Genomic DNA, 14449 nt, shown 5'->3' on the forward strand with positions numbered 1-14449 from the left:
TAGGGGCTAGGGGCTAGAGGCTAGGTAGGGGGTAGCGGACGAGGGCCCTATAGCCCTAGCCCCTGTCACACCTAGCCCCTCTCACCTCTCCCTCTCACTTCTCACCTTCGATGATTTGGTCTCGCTTCGTCCCCACGCTCACGTACGTAATCGGCGTCTCGACCAACTCCTGCATGCGATCGAGATACCGCCGAGCAGCGTTGGGAAGCTCCTCGATGCGCCGGTAGTCTGCCGTGGACTCTCGCCAGCCATCCATCCATTCGTAGCGCGGAACCACGCGCTCCTGCGCGGTGAGGTCGGCTGGAAACTCCTCGTGAAGCTCCCCTTCGTACTCGTAGCCGACGCAAATGCCGATCTTCTCGAGCGTGTCGAGCACGTCGAGCTTCGTCACCGCAAGGTCGGTGAGGCCGTTGATGCGCGCCGCATAACGGACGACGACGGCGTCGAACCATCCGCAGCGCCGCGGCCGGCCAGTGGTCGCGCCGAACTCGTTGCCTAACGTGCGAACGTTGGTCGCGAGCGGCTCGTCCATCTCGGTCGGGAGCGGCCCTGCGCCCACGCGCGTCGTGTACGCCTTCACGACACCCAGCACGGCATCGATCTCCGTCGGCGCAATACCAGAGCCGACGGCAGCGCCGCCCGACGTCGTGTTGCTCGACGTCACGAACGGATACGTCCCGTGATCGATGTCGAGGAGCGAGCCCTGCGCTCCCTCGAGCAGAACTGCCGCGCCACTCCGCACCGCGCGATGCATTGCCAGTCCGACGTCTTCGGCGAGTGGCAGCAGTCGCTCGGCGAGACGCTCGAGCATCGCGATCGTCTCGCCACAATTGACGCGCTTGGAAGTGCCGAAGCGCGCGAGCTGTGCATCGGCGTGTGCTGCTCCTTGTTCGACGAGCTGACGCAAGCGCGCGCCGTGGCGGAGATCGAGCACTCGCACACCGCGCCGCGCTACCTTGTCTTCGTATGCGGGGCCGATACCGCGACCCGTCGTGCCAATCGCCTTGCTCGCCTCGCTCTCGGAATCGAGGAGTTTGTGATACGGGAGGACGAGGTGGGCCCGATCGCTGACGTACAATCGGCCTTCGACATCGACTCCATCGCGGACCAGGCCGTCGATCTCCGTGAAGAGCGTGTCGGGATCGAGCACGACGCCGTTGCCGATGGCGCAGCGCACGCCAGGGTGCAGGATGCCGCTCGGAATCTGGTGCAGTACGAACGACGTATCGCCGATGTGCACGGTGTGGCCGGCATTGGCGCCACCCTGATAGCGGACGACCCAGTCTGCGCGCTCGGCGAGGACGTCCACGAGCTTGCCCTTCCCCTCGTCGCCCCACTGTGCCCCGACCACGACGAGTGTCCGTGTGTTAGTGCTGAACATGCTTCACAATCTAGAGCACCTTGCTCAGCGCCGCGAAGAAGAGCCACACCGCCATCACGAGCCCGATCGCGACCTTGATCGCCGCCGCGGTCACGCGCCCGATGAGAGCGCCCCAGGCAACGCGCGTCGAGACTCCGCCACCGCTGCCGCGGCTCATCTCGAAAAGGAAAGCGCCAACGAATGCTCCGAGGAACGCTCCCACGATGGAGCCAACGATCGGGACCGGGACTCCCATGAAGGCGCCGACCATCCCGCCAATCACCGCGCCCCAGCCAGCGCGACGGGAACCGCCGTATTTCTTCGCGAAACGCGACGCCAACGTCCACTCGAGTCCTTCGGCGATGAGCATCAGGATGCCAACGACGACGACGGATGCCCAGCCGATCCCTCCGTTCGGGACGAGCAGCTTGTAGCAGAGCGCGGCGGCGAACATGACGAGCGTGCCCGGCATGCCGAATGGAATCATCAGCAGCGACAGCACCAGCACTGCCGTCAGAATGAGAACTTCCATCAACGTCGCTCAGTGAGGGTGACGACCGCCCGCGCCAACTCACGCGCGGCATGCGCGACGCCGATTCCTTTCATGTGTTCGAGGTCGTCCTCGCGAGTGTGAATCCGTCGAAGCGTGCCGAGTGTACCGCGACTCAAGGTGATTGCCTCCCAGCCAGCATCGGAGAAAGCCAAGCCATCGACGAGAACTCCCGGGACGAGCGGTATGACGCGCACTCCCGCTCCAAACGCCGACTCGAGCCGACGTGCGCGCGGTCGCGTCCACATGAGAGTAAGCGGTCCGGTATCGTCGACGCCATCGCAGTTCAGTACGACGCCAGGTACACGATTGCTGCACCAGGCGCGCGCTCCCGCGAGGCCGAGCTCCTCGGCGTCGGTGATGAGCACGCCAACCGGCAATTCGGACGGCAACAGTGACGCCGCGGTGAGGACCGTCGCGACGCCCGAGGCATTGTCTACCGCACCCGCCGAGCGGCGGCCTACAGTCGATGCGATTATCGGCAGGGAGCCAATGAGGCCAACGTAAAGCCACTCGGTGGTCCAGAGCAGCGCGCCAATCCACGCGACAGCCACGAGGAGGATTCCAGCCGCGCGCAGCAGTAGTGGAATCGGCTGCGACTTGGAGTCGATATGCGCGACGAGCCAGAGCGACGGATCAGAGGCCCCACGACGAGCCTCCAGGTTGACACCCTTCCGTCGGCGGAGCGGAAGACCGAGCACGCCGCGTTGGGCGAGCCACCGGCCGCCGATCGCGAGGAGCAATGCGCCACCAATCAGTACGAGCCGGCTCTGCGTGCCTAACGCGACGAGGCTCACGCAGAACGCGAGCACTCCCGCCACCGGCGTTCCATACTCGCCGACGGCGGCGCTATACTCGAAGTCTCGCTCGAGCATCTCGAATCCGAGCGCGGCGAGTACCCGTGCACAGTATTGCCGGCCCTGGGCCGCCTCTGGTCCGCCAGCCGGCCGCGGTTGTCGGGCGAGCCGTTGCAGGTGTTCGGCGGCGTGCGTCTCGACGCTTATGTCGTTAGGCGCCGAGCTCGAGCCAGTCACGCGCCGGGCTCTGTGGTCGCTATGTCACGCCGCGAGCGACAGCTCTGCCACACGCAGCAGCTCGGTCACCTGCGCCAGCTCGGCGGCGGCGAGCGGAGCGAGGGGTGGGCGCACCGGACCGCCAACCAGACCAACGCGATCGAGCGCTGCCTTGACACCGGCCACGCCCAACTCGCCAACGATCCGCGCCGAGAGCGGCGTTAGGCGGTCCTGGGCCGGCTCCGAACGCGTCTCGAAGACTTCGACCGACAGATTCGCCGCAATGAGCGCTACGGCGAGAATTCCACCGCGCGCGCCGAGCTCCAGCGCGCGCCTGAATGTCGAGCCGTTACCCGTGAGCACCGTGAACCCGTCGCTCTGCGCCTTGAGGTATCCCGCCAGCAGGTCGAGATCGCCAGAGCTGTCTTTGATTCCGATGATGTTCTCGTGCCGCGCGAGCTCGGCGACGAGCTGCGGCGAGAGAGCGAAGTGCATGTACTTCGGAATGCTGTAGAGGATGACGGGAACGGGACTCGCGTCGGCGATCGCGGTGTAGTGATCGCGTAGTGACACGGCCTTCTGCCCATAGTAATGCGGTCCGACGACGAGCACCGCGTCTGCGCCGCGCTCGGCGGCGAGGCGCGTCAGGCGCTGTGTCACGCGCGTCGACTCCGCGCCGGTGCCGACGAGGAGCCGGCGGTCGCTCGGAACGGCGTGGCGGGCAACCTCCACCAACCAAGACCGCTCCTTCTCGTCGAGAAGCGCTGCTTCGCCTGTTGAGCCGGTGACGACGATTCCACTCATCCCCGCGTCGAGGTGCGCGCGAATGTTCTCCGCGAATCCCGTCCGATTCAGCTCGCCGGATGACTCGAACGTCGTGACCACCGGTCCCAAAACACCCTGCAGCGTTAGGCTCACGTCAGTACCCTGCGCGCTTGTCGACGAGATTCCGCAGCGGCTCGCCGCGCGTGAATCGCCGCCAGTTGTCGAGAAAGAGATCGAGCTCGCGTGCCCAGAAGCGACCGGGCGACACGGGCGAGATGTGCGGCGTTACGAGCACCGATCGAAGCTGCCATAGGGGGCTGCCCGACGCCAGTGGTTCCTCCTGAAAGACGTCGAGCGCCGCGCCGCGAATGCGTCCGTCCGTCAAGTGGTCGATGAGCGCCGCCTCGTCGACGAGCGCTCCTCGCGCAACGTTGACGATGACAGCCGCCGGCCGCAGCATGTCGAGCCGCTGTGCGTTCAGAATGCCGCGTGTTTGCTCGGTGAGCGGCGCCGCGAGAACGACGACATCCGCCTTCTGCAGCTCGCCATCGATCGCCTCGAAGCCGATGACGCGCGCAAAACCGTCCGGCGTTCCGAGTGAGGCTCGTCTTCGCACACCAACGCAGTTCGCGCCGAGTGCGGTGAGCCGGCGCGCCGCTTCGGAGCCGATGCCGCCCGTTCCGACGACGAGCACGCACGCATGGCCAATTTCACGCAGTGGTGACTGCTCGCCGACAAATGGCGCCTTGTCCCACTCGCCGTGTCGTTGCTGCTTCACGGCGATGTCGAGACCGCGAAAAAAATAGAGCACGCCGGCGACGATGTACTCCGCGATTGGTATCGCGTGCACGCCGGCGGAATTCGTGAGGACGACGTCACCGTCGAGCATCTCGGGATACAGCGCGTTGCCGACGCCGGCTGCTGCGGAGTGCACCCAGCGCAATCGCTTGGCGGCGAGATAGAGCGGGCGCGGTATTCCGAATCCGAGGTAAACGTCGGCCTTGGGAATCTCGCGCATGACCTCCTCGCTCGAGCCGCGAGGTCCGTCGCCGTCGGAGCTCGTTTGCGCTTCCACGAAATAGACGTCCCAGCCCGGTGGCGCCTCGGCGCGAAGGCGTTGCTCCGCGGCTTTGGTCATGGTCCACGTGCGCGACACGGCGTTGCCATCGACAACGAGCAACGGCATTCGGTCAGTCCATCGAAAGGCTGATGACGTCCTCGCGCCGTTGCATCTCGTCGATCGCGGTGTCGATCTGCTTGGAGGTGCCGATGAGCTCGAGCTCGAAGGCGCGATCGGATTCGTGCTCGAACGTGCGACGCGAAACGATGTGCAGGCCGTTGCCGCGCAGAATGTCCTCGATGGTGTCGAAGCGGAGATCGCGACGGACGCGGATGGTCGCACTGATTTTGCGCCGGCGGAGAAGCATCCGCCGCTCGACAGGGCGTAGCCCAACGAGCACGAGGATGATGAGCACGGAGGTGCCGACGCCCTCAACGTACGCGCCGGCGCCGACCGCCGCGCCCACCGCGGCAACGACCCAGATCGTCGCCGCGGTCGTTAGGCCCACGACCGCGCCGTGCGCATGGAGAATCGCGCCCGCGCCGAGAAAGCCAATGCCCGACACGATCTGCGCCGCGATGCGCGTGGTGTCGCCGTATGGCCTTCCGTCAGGCGTGAAGCCGATCTCGGCGATGTGAATCGAGAGATGCGTGAAGAGCGCCGCGCCCACACAGATGAGGATGTTCGTACGCAAGCCGGCTGGCTTACCAGCGATCTCGCGCTCCATACCGATCGCGCCGCCAAGAGCGGAAGCGAGCAGGAGTTTTAGCAGCAGCGTAAAGCGCAGGGCGTCGAACCATGCATCGATCGACGACCCGGGCGCAGCGGCTTGTAACAGCAGAGGGAGCGAGTGCAGGGACAGGGGGACGAGAGAAATTACCGGGCTCCTTGCCGCGGGTGGTTAGCGCGAGTCGAGATCGCGCAGGTCGCCGGATGTCGTGTCGGGCGAGGAATCGCCATAGGAGATGCTGCGCGCTTGGTCCTCGAGTTGTGCGATCGAGGCCTCGTCGGGCTCCGTCGGTGTCGCGAAGTTCCGGAAAACTGTTCCGCCGCAGCGCTCACACGTTACCGTCGCAGGAACGGATTGCTCGTAAAACTTCTCGTTCCCACAGGTCAAGCAGACGAGAGTGAGAAGACCGCGAGGGCCGGTTTGGTCTGCCATTGGTCGTGGTGGGTTGGTGGTTGGTGGTGGTGGTTTCGTACGTGGTTGGTGGTGGGTGACTGCAGTGGTTTTTCACCAACAACCAGTGACCAACAACCAACCACCACTAAGAGAGGCGACTGCGTCGCTGTGCGCAATCCTCGCAGAGCGTCGCGCTGAACTCGAGGCGAGCACCGCAGCTTCCGCACAGACTGTAGACGCGAACGCCCGAAGCGGTCACCTCGCGGTGAATCGCGCTGTGGAGTGCTATCAGCGGGAGAACATCCGTCGACTTGATGCGCAGCGCGCGCCGCGCGGCGAACCATGCCTGGATCCGGGCGATGAACTGGCGGAATAGCTGCATCGGTCGCTTGGTTCCAGCCGCGCTCTTTGCCACGACCGCTCCGGCATGCGCGGCAATAGTAAAATACCGGTGCGATAACTGATGTTGTGGCAAGTAGCACGACACATGCCCAGCGGGGCGACTAGTCGAAACCCATCCGCTCGCGCACGCCACGCATTGTCTCCGACGCCAACTTACGGCAGTGCTCAGCGCCGGCGGCGAGCGCCGCGTCGACCTGCCCGCGATCCTCTCGCAGCTCCGCGGCACGCGTGCGAATCGGAACCAGCTCGCGCTCCATGTTCTCGAACAACACTCGCTTGCAGTCGATGCATCCCCACCCTGCCGTGGTGCACTGTGTCGCGACGTGCTCCACAGTAGCCGGAGGACTGAACGCTTTGTGAAGGTGGTAGATGTTACAAACCTCGGGCGTCCCGGGATCGGTTCGCTTGATTCGCTTGGGGTCGGTTACGGCCGGACGCAGCTTGTTCCAGACCTCGTCAGGCTTGTGGAGCAGGCCGACGGTGTTGTTCATCGACTTCGACATCTTGGCCTGTCCATCGAGACCCATGATGCGCCGTGAGGGAGTGAGCGCGGGTTGCGGCTCGGGGAAGAAATCCTCCCCGCCGCCGAACTGCGAGTTCCACCGGCGCGCAACGACGCGCGAGAGCTCGAGATGCTGCACCTGGTCCTCCCCCACAGGAACCAGATTCGCCTTGTAGAGCAGAATGTCCGCCGCCTGCAGAACGGGATAGTTGAGCAGCCCCGCGACGACGCTCTCCTGGCGCTGCGACTTGTCCTTGAACTGTGTCTGTCGCTCCAGCTCACCGAGGGGCGTGAGCGTGTTCAGAATCCATGCGAGCTCGGTGTGTTGCGGAACGTGCGATTGCACGAAGAGCGTGGCGACGTTCGGATCGATGCCCGACGCGAGGAGCGAGACCGCCATGTCGTAGCGCCGCGCGCGCAACAGCGCGGGATCGTACGCGCCAATGATCGCGTGATAGTCCACGATGCAGATGATCGTCTCATGCTCGTGCTGGAGCTTCACCCAATTCTTCACCGCCCCGAGATAGTTTCCGATATGCAACTCTCCGGACGGCTGTATCCCACTGAATATTCGAGACATTCGCGCAAGGTATGAACGACGATCGCCGCGCGCTACTCGCGACGTGCGTCGCCGCCGCCGTGAAGGGCGCGGACGCGGTTCGCTCGCACTCGCAGCATCTCGACACGCTCGCCTGGGAGGAGAAATCCCGCGCCGATTATGTGAGCGCCGCCGACCGGGATTCCGAGCATGCGATCCACGACATCATCTCGGCGCGCCATCGCGATGCGACGATCCTCGGTGAGGAGCTGTCGCCCGAGACGGCAGCCGCGACGTTGAAGACCGGCCTGTCGTTCGTCGTCGATCCACTCGACGGGACGACCAATTTCCTGCACGGATTCCCCTGGTACGCGGTGTCGATCGCGGCGATGGTCGACGGCGCGCTCGCAGCCGCCGCGATCCTGAACGCCGCGAATGGCGATCTATTCACGGCGGTCGCGGGCGGCGGCGCGAGACGCAACGGCCAGCCGATTCACATCTCGAAGATCACCGAGCCGATTCGCTCGCTGGTCGCGACGGGCTTTCCATTCAAGTTCACCGATCAGGTCGAGGCGTACCTTCGCGGGTTCGGCGAGGCGATGAAACAGACCGCCGGCGTGAGGCGCGTCGGCGCCGCGTCGCTCGATCTCGCCGACGTCGCCTGCGGACGCTATGAAGCGTTCTGGGAGCTGATGCTCGCGCCGTGGGACATTGCTGCCGGGATTCTCCTTGTGCGCGAGGCGGGCGGCGTCGTGACGGATCTCGATGGTTCACCAGCGAAGGTTGCGCACACGGGGATTGTGGCGGGGAATCCGGAGATGCAGGAATGGCTGATGGCGCTGTTGGGGCTAGGGTCCAGGGGGTAGGGCGTGTCGCGGGGCTATTTAGTATTCCCTAGCCCCTACGCCCAAGACCCTAGCCCCGTCGCTCGTGCGTCTCGTCGAGTGCGTCCCAAACTTCTCCGAAGGCCGCCGGCCAGAGATCATCTCCGCCATTCGGGATGCGATCGCTGCCGTCGCAGGTGTCGCGATTCTGGACTCATCCTCGGATCTCTCGCATAACCGCACCGTCGTCACCTTCGTCGCACCCGTCGAGCAAGCGGTCGACGCGGCCTTCGCGGGGATTCGCAAGGCGCGGGAGCTCATCGACCTGAATCATCACACGGGCGAGCATCCACGGATGGGAGCCGCCGACGTGGTGCCGTTCATTCCGCTCGAAGGGACGACGATGGAGGACTGCATCGTGCTCGCGCGCTCGTTAGGTGACCGCGTCGGGCGCGAGCTGCAGATTCCCGTGTTTCTCTACGAGCGCGCGGCGACCCGTCCCGATCGCGAGAATCTGGCGGACGTCCGCCGCGGCGAGTTCGAGGGACTTCGAGAGCAGATCGGCAAAGATCCTGCGCGCACGCCGGACTTCGGACCAGCTCATACCCACCCCACCGCGGGCGCGGTGGCAATCGGCGCCCGGCCCTTTCTCGTCGCATACAACGTCTACCTCGGCCCGGCGACGAATCTCCAGGTCGCGAAAGACGTCGCGAAGGCACTGCGCCATTCCACTGGCGGACTGCGCTACGTCAAGGCGTTGGGCCTCGAGGTGGATGGGCAAGCGCAGGTTTCGATGAACCTCGTCGACACGGAAAAGACGCCACTCTTCCGCGCTTTCGAGATGGTGAAACTGGAAGCTGCGACACAGGGTGTTTTGACGACATGGTCCGAGATCGTCGGCCTCGTACCGGAACGCGCGCTCCTCGAGACTGCGGCGCGGCACATCCAGTTGCGAAACTTCTCACCGGAGATGGTGCTCGAGCGCCGCGTCCGGGACGCGGTGCAGGGCGGGCAGTCGCTCAGCGGCTTCGTGAGCAGCGTTGCGTCGTCAGCGCCTGTTCCCGGTGGGGGAAGTGTCGCCGCCCACGTCGGCGCGTTGGCGGCGGCGCTCGTTCAGATGGTCGCCGGCCTGACCGCTGGAAAGAAGAAGTACGCGTCGGTGGACGCCGAGATGCGCGCGCTCTCCCTCGACGCGGCCGGCTTGGTGACGCAGCTCTCGGCGCTCGTGTCGCGCGACGCCGCGGCGTTCGCCGAGGTTGCCGCCGCGTATAAGATGCCTAACGAACCAGCCGATGCCGCGGCGCGGCGCGGCGAAGCCCTCACGAAGGCCCTCCTCGGCGCAGCTCAAGTGCCCCTCGAGACGGCGCGCGCGTGCGCCAAAGCCGCGGAGCTCGCCGTCGTCGTGGCAAGGAAGGGAAATACGAATGCCGCGTCCGACGCCGGCGTCGCCGCGCTCCTCGCCGAAGCGGGGTGCCGCGGCGCGGTGCTCAACGTGCGAATCAACGTCGTGTCGCTCGAGGACAAGTCGCTCGGCGCGGGCCTGTTAGAAGAGGCTAAACAACTGATCGCGCAGACGTCCGAAAGGGCGCGCGCGGCGATGAACGCGGTGGAAGAGGCAATAGCGTGAGGACACGGCAAAAAGAGCGCGTCGAGAGGGGCGCGTCGATAAGGGCGCGTCGAAAAGGGCGCGTCGAAAAATGAAACGGGCGCAGCGCCGCAGGCGCGCGCCCGATTTCCTTATTAACGCAGGTCTGGCGCCGTTCTCGACGCGCTCCTTTCGGCGCGCCCCTTTCGACGCGCCCTTTTCGACGCGCTCTTCTAAGCCTTACGGTGTTAAGCCCTGCTTGTCCCCGCCGCCATAAATCCCATTGAAGAGGAACTTGAACGTCCCATGCGGCTGCGCCCGGAACGTGATCTCGGGACCGAACAGATACAGATGCCCGCGGCCCACATTCGCTTCCGCGATCGCGACCGCGCCCTCGAGATAGTTCTGCCCCCACGCCCATCCGCTGCGCAGCGGATGGTCCGAGTCGAACCACGCGACCGGCCGCACACCCTTCAGTGCCGCATCGGGGCCGAGCCTGAAAGCCGGGCTGTTGTCGTAAAACACATCGAGACGCGCCGGCATACCAGCCGCCACGCCAGTGCTATTATCGACGGCGACGCTGAGAATCGAGCCCGGCACGTAGAACTTCTCCGCCGGAAGCGCGCGTTCCTCGCCCGTCGGTGAACGCTCGACGAGCGCGTTGTACACGGGCAGGCCGAGCATATCGCCTAACCGCGCCGACGTCCCGATGCTGACGACGTTGCCGCCCTGATCGAGGAAATCCTTGATCGCGGGAATCGAGCGCTGCTCGCTGAGACTGCCGAGCATGTGCTGGAATTCCGCGGGCACACTCGGACGACCGTTGCCCTCGCCGCCACGACCGCCGCCGCGGCTGCTCTGGCCTAACAATCCAGAAGGGATCACCAACGCGTCGAATTTGGTCTTCAAATTACCGGCATCGATGTCTTGCGGATAAACCAGGGTATACGGGAACTCGAACTGCTCGAGCAGCCATCGAATCTGGCCCGAGGGCATCGAGCCGCCATAGATGTCGGCCAGCGCGAGGCGCGGGGCGGCGAGCTTCGTCGCATCACCAGCAGGTCGCATCGCCGTCCCGTCGAAGCTGACACCGAGATCGGTCGCTGCCTTCTGGAGAATCGGCAAGGTGGTAGACTTTGCCGTGACATAGAATGAACCGCCGGGATACGACTTTCCATTCGCCGTCACCGGGCTCTTGAGCCAGTACACATCCTCGCCCGCCTTGAGCAGACGATTGATCGCCGTGAATGCGTCGTTCTGTTGATGAGAGAATACATAACCGGCGGCACCACTCGTCCCGGCAACCATGCCGGCCGGCACGGCGGCGAGTCCCTCCACCTTCTCGAAGGGGCCGTCGAATGCATCCAGCACGCGGTCGAATTGCACGCCCATCTGATACGCCAGTGTCCAGCCGGCGTTGTCGTACGGACGCTTCGGCGGGCCGCCCGGATAGGCGAAATCGTTCGGGTGGTCCTGCGGCTCGAACATGTCGAGCACATATGGACGGAACGCCTGCGCGGTCTTCACGACGAATGAGCCGGCGGGATACGACTTGCCGTTCACCGTGAATGGGCTCGTCGCGCGCATCACGGTGATGCCGACGTGACGCAGCGTATTGATGAACTTCGTAGCCGTTGGGAAATCCGGCTGGTTCGACGGCACGATGTAGCCGCGGGCATCACGCTTCGCCGGATCGCGGAGCACCGTGTTGAAGAACTTTATATCGGTCCCGCTGCCAAACGGTGCAACGGGATTGCCCACGGCGCCGGCGCCGGCCGGTGCCGTCGCGCGCGTCCGACCGCCTCGTCCGCCACGGCCGCCCGCGCCGCCTGACACGGCTTCGTCCCCACTCGCCTGCTCACCGGCGAGCTGCGCGCCGTTCGACTCCGCGATCTTGTTCTCGACGGCGACGATGTCGCTCGGCGTCGTCGTCCAGTTGTCGTGACTACCCTTCTCGATCGAGTTCTTGCCCATCCGGTAGATGTCGAACAAGAGCTCATCACGCTGTCGCGACGCGTAGTCGAGCACCGCGTAATTCGCCGTGACCGAGTAATCCACCGACTGACGGAAGTGCCACACCGGCTGCGGATCGATCGGATACATGAGATCCGCGCGGGGCAACTCCATCGTCGGAATGAAGGGAATGCGCTGCGGCGTCGGATTGCCGATCGTCTCGGTGAGGAGACCGATCATGTTGTGGAAGTACACCGTCGTGCGCAGACCGCCGTTCCACCACGTCGAATAGCTCGAGCCGGAGCGTATCGTCACGCCCGGCTTGTGCTCCATCGCGAATCGCGTCTGCATCGCCGCGCCGACCGCGTCGATCCCCATCGGGATTCCCGGGTCGAAGTTGTAGTTGAATGGATCGCGGAAGGGCGGCGCGAACATCACCGCGCCCGCGGGACCGGTCTGGTGGTGATTGTAGACGATCTGCGGGAACCACTCCCAGTACATCACATGATTGTCATTCTTCGTCTCGGCCTGATTCGACATGTAGAAATCGCGGTTGTCGTCGTGGCCCACGTACTTCTGGTAGAGACGCGGAATGCTCATGTTCCGCTTGAGCGAGTCCGCGTCCTTCATGTACCAGCTCGAGACGAGCTGCATCCCGTCCGGATTCACCTGCACGGCGAGAACGATGTCGTCGTTGAGGATCCGTTTCGTCTCCTCGTCGTTGCGACTCAAGAGTTGATAGACGGTCTCCATGAGCTGGGCAGGGCCTAACACTTCGGTGGCGTGCAAGCCGCCGTCGATCCAGACAACCGCCTTGCCATCCTTGGCGAGCGTATGCGCCTGATCGTCGGTCAGTCCCTCGGCGAGCGCGAGCCGGCGTGAGATGTCCTTGTAGCGATCGAGCTTCTTCATGTTCTCAGGCGACGAAATGATCGCCATGAGTTGCGGCCGCCCCTCGGCCGACTTGCCGATCTCGACCAGCTTCATGCGGTCAGATTCTTTGGAGAGCTTTTGCCAGTACGCCTGGAATTGATCGTAGGTCGCGAGCCAGTAGTCGTCGCCGATGTTATGGCCGAACTGCTCCTTTGGACTCGTGATGTGACTCTGGGCCTGCACGACCGTCGCCGAAAAGACGAGCGGAAGCGCAGCAGCTCGCCAGAGGCGGTGACTGCACGTACGCATCGAGAAACCTCCAGGTGGGACGCGGACGCAGCAAAGTGCCGCGATCGCGCTGGTTGAGCATATCAGCCAGTTTTACGCGTCGATAGGTCCTAGTGCTGAGAGGCACTTGCCCTAGCCCCTAACCTCTAGCCCTTTGCACGTCAGAGCGAGGTCAGCACTCGCGGCCCGGACTCTGTGATCGCCACCGTGTGCTCGAAGTGCGCCGAGCGAGATCCATCTATCGTCACGATGGTCCATTTGTCCGAGAGCGTTTTCGTCGCTGGCCCGCCCGCGTTCACCATCGGCTCGATCGCGATCGTGAGACCCGGAACGAGCTTCTCACGACGCTTCGGCTTTCCGTAATTCGGCACCTGCGGCTCCTCGTGGAAATCCGTCCCAATGCCGTGCCCAACGAGATCACGGACGATGCTGAACTTGGCCCGCTCGACAACGCCCTGTACGGCGGCGCCGATATCCCCAACGTGGTTGCCCGGCTGCGCAGCCGAAATCCCCGCCGCTAGCGCATCCTGAGTAACCGCGAGCAGACGTTTTGTCTCGGCGTCGACGTCGCCGACGGGAACGGTCACCGCGCTATCGGTGAAGTAGCCCTTGTAGCCGACGCCGACGTCGATGGACAAGACATCGCCGTCCTTCAGAACACGCTTGCGGGAAGGAATCCCGTGCACGACCTCGCTGTTGATGGACGTGCAGATGCTCCCCGGAAATCCATACAATCCCTTGAACGCGGGCGTCGCGCCGTCATGGCCGCGAATGAAATCTTCGGCGATCTGATCAAGCTCCCCGGTCGAGATCCCGGCGCGCACGGCGCCGCGAAGGTGCTCCACGGTCGCAGCGAGAATCTTCCCTCCCTGCGCCATGAGCTCGATCTCGCGGTTCGACTTGAGCTGGATCACCTGCCGAGCGCGTGCATAACGCGTTGAGTGACTTCGCCGACGGTACCATTGGCGTCGACGACGGCGATCCGCGCGCCGTTGCGCTTGTACCAATCGAACACGGGCGCCGTTTGCGCCGTGAAAACGCTGAGACGATTTCGCACCGCTTCCGGCTCATCGTCGCTGCGGCGCACAACGACGCCGCCGCAGTTAGGACATTTGGAGCCCGGCGGCAGATCGCTGTATGGCGTCTGACAGGTGGAACACACCGTTCGGGTCCCCATGCGGCGCACGATCTCCTCGTCAGGCACCTCGAGCGAGACGACGGCGTCCACTTTGCGGCCGAGCGTCTTGAACATCGCTGCGAGACCCTCTGCCTGTGGAACGGTGCGTACGACGCCGTCGAGAACGACGCCGCGCGCGTATTCCGGCTTCGTCAATTCCTCTCGCACGATGCCGAGAATCACCGAATCTGGCACGAGATCGCCGCGATCCATGAATCCCCTTGCCTCGCGGCCGAGCGCGGTGCCTTGCTTCACCGCTGCGCGAAGCACATTCCCCGTCGCCAGAGTCGGCACGCCGAGGGACTCCGCGATCTTTGGAGCTTGAGTGCCCTTTCCAGCGCCAGGCTTGCCGAACAGAACGATGTTCATGGAGAAGTACAGAAGGGACTAGGGGCTAGGTCTAAGGGGCCAGGGTTTGATAGCCCTAGCCCCCAAG

The 14449-nt window shown here is 64.5% G+C and carries 14 protein-coding genes; 2 read left to right on the forward strand and 12 right to left on the reverse strand.

The features are described 5' to 3' along the window. Window positions 1–94: 94 nt before the first annotated feature. The 9 genes from VGH98_16385 to trpS all read right to left on the reverse strand — a co-directional run bounded on the left by VGH98_16385 (window position 95) and on the right by trpS (window position 7355). On the reverse strand, window positions 95–1381 hold the full coding sequence (locus VGH98_16385; protein HEY2377559.1) for an adenylosuccinate synthase: 1287 nt from the start codon (window positions 1379–1381) through the stop codon (window positions 95–97). A 10-nt stretch (window positions 1382–1391) separates the two neighbouring features. Next, the gene (locus VGH98_16390; GenBank protein HEY2377560.1) at window positions 1392–1892 is read right to left on the reverse strand and encodes a DUF456 domain-containing protein; all 501 of its coding nucleotides are present in this window, start codon (window positions 1890–1892) and stop codon (window positions 1392–1394) included. Beyond that, window positions 1892–2944 carry a M28 family peptidase gene (locus VGH98_16395; protein HEY2377561.1) on the reverse strand — a complete coding sequence of 351 codons (1053 nt, stop codon included), beginning with the start codon at window positions 2942–2944 and terminating at the stop codon, window positions 1892–1894. Before VGH98_16395 ends, VGH98_16390 begins: the two co-directional genes overlap by 1 nt. A gap of 24 nt (window positions 2945–2968) precedes the next feature. After that, the gene (locus tag VGH98_16400) at window positions 2969–3841 is read right to left on the reverse strand and encodes a dihydrodipicolinate synthase family protein (protein HEY2377562.1); all 873 of its coding nucleotides are present in this window, start codon (window positions 3839–3841) and stop codon (window positions 2969–2971) included. A gap of 1 nt (window position 3842) precedes the next feature. Next, the gene (locus VGH98_16405) at window positions 3843–4874 is read right to left on the reverse strand and encodes a D-2-hydroxyacid dehydrogenase (protein ID HEY2377563.1); all 1032 of its coding nucleotides are present in this window, start codon (window positions 4872–4874) and stop codon (window positions 3843–3845) included. A gap of 4 nt (window positions 4875–4878) precedes the next feature. Continuing rightward, window positions 4879–5625, reverse strand: a complete 747-nt coding sequence (locus VGH98_16410; GenBank protein HEY2377564.1) for an MgtC/SapB family protein — start codon at window positions 5623–5625, stop codon at window positions 4879–4881. A 24-nt stretch (window positions 5626–5649) separates the two neighbouring features. Then, entirely contained in the window at window positions 5650–5910 is a 261-nt protein-coding gene (locus tag VGH98_16415) for a hypothetical protein (GenBank protein HEY2377565.1), read from the reverse strand. Window positions 5911–6016: 106 nt separating this feature from the next. Further along, entirely contained in the window at window positions 6017–6286 is a 270-nt protein-coding gene (locus VGH98_16420; protein HEY2377566.1) for a hypothetical protein, read from the reverse strand. Between the two features lie 88 nt (window positions 6287–6374). Beyond that, on the reverse strand, window positions 6375–7355 hold the full coding sequence (trpS, locus tag VGH98_16425) for a tryptophan--tRNA ligase (GenBank protein HEY2377567.1): 981 nt from the start codon (window positions 7353–7355) through the stop codon (window positions 6375–6377). Window positions 7356–7366: 11 nt separating this feature from the next. Here trpS and VGH98_16430 point away from each other — a divergent pair, with 11 nt between their 5' ends. Together VGH98_16430 and ftcD are read left to right on the forward strand one after the other, a co-directional pair. Continuing rightward, window positions 7367–8179, forward strand: coding sequence for an inositol monophosphatase family protein (locus tag VGH98_16430; GenBank protein HEY2377568.1), 813 nt, complete (start codon window positions 7367–7369; stop codon window positions 8177–8179). Between the two features lie 64 nt (window positions 8180–8243). Further along, entirely contained in the window at window positions 8244–9764 is a 1521-nt protein-coding gene (ftcD, locus tag VGH98_16435; GenBank protein ID HEY2377569.1) for a glutamate formimidoyltransferase, read from the forward strand. A gap of 198 nt (window positions 9765–9962) precedes the next feature. On the opposite strand, the gene VGH98_16440 is transcribed toward ftcD, so the two are convergent. From VGH98_16440 to VGH98_16450, 3 genes are all read right to left on the reverse strand, one after another. After that, window positions 9963–12857 (reverse strand): M14 metallopeptidase family protein, encoded by a 2895-nt coding sequence (locus VGH98_16440; GenBank protein ID HEY2377570.1) that lies wholly within the window; start codon window positions 12855–12857, stop codon window positions 9963–9965. Between the two features lie 140 nt (window positions 12858–12997). Next, window positions 12998–13750, reverse strand: coding sequence for a type I methionyl aminopeptidase (gene map / locus VGH98_16445; GenBank protein ID HEY2377571.1), 753 nt, complete (start codon window positions 13748–13750; stop codon window positions 12998–13000). After that, entirely contained in the window at window positions 13747–14382 is a 636-nt protein-coding gene (locus tag VGH98_16450) for an adenylate kinase (protein HEY2377572.1), read from the reverse strand. The genes map and VGH98_16450 overlap by 4 nt, the downstream gene beginning before the upstream one ends. Between the last annotated feature and the right edge of the window lie 67 nt (window positions 14383–14449).

It is taken from the genome of Gemmatimonadaceae bacterium, assembly GCA_036496605.1.
In the GTDB taxonomy this organism is placed as follows: Bacteria; Gemmatimonadota; Gemmatimonadetes; order Gemmatimonadales; family Gemmatimonadaceae; genus AG2.